Genomic DNA, 366 nt, shown 5'->3' with positions numbered 1-366 from the left:
TGAAGCGCCCGGCCTGGCCGATGATCATCTTCCGCACGCCAAAGGGCTGGACCTGCCCGCCGGAAATCGACGGCAAGAAATGCGAGGACTACTGGCGCGCGCACCAGGTGCCGATGGGCGAGATGGACAAGCCCGAGCACATCCGCATCCTCGAACAATGGATGAAGAGCTATCGCCCGGAAGAACTCTTCAGTGACGAGGGCCGGCTGAAGCCCGAGATCGCGGCGCTCGCCCCATCCGGACATCGCCGCATGAGCGACAATCCGCATGCAAACGGCGGCCTGCTGTTGCGCGACCTGAAAATGCCGGGCTTCCGGGACTACGCCGTCGACGTTCCGAGCCCGGGTGCCACGACCGTGGAAGCGG

1 pseudogene is annotated in these 366 nt (G+C 65.0%); it reads left to right on the top strand.

Features of this window, described 5'->3' with window-relative positions:
- A pseudogene (locus tag IB272_RS34550) lies at nt 1–366 on the top strand (phosphoketolase); the annotation flags it as partial.

Origin of the sequence: Ensifer sp. ENS08, from assembly GCF_014852195.1 — a bacterium.
In the GTDB taxonomy this organism is placed as follows: domain Bacteria; phylum Pseudomonadota; class Alphaproteobacteria; order Rhizobiales; family Rhizobiaceae; genus Ensifer; species Ensifer adhaerens.
This window is presented reverse-complemented; position numbering and strand designations above follow the sequence as displayed.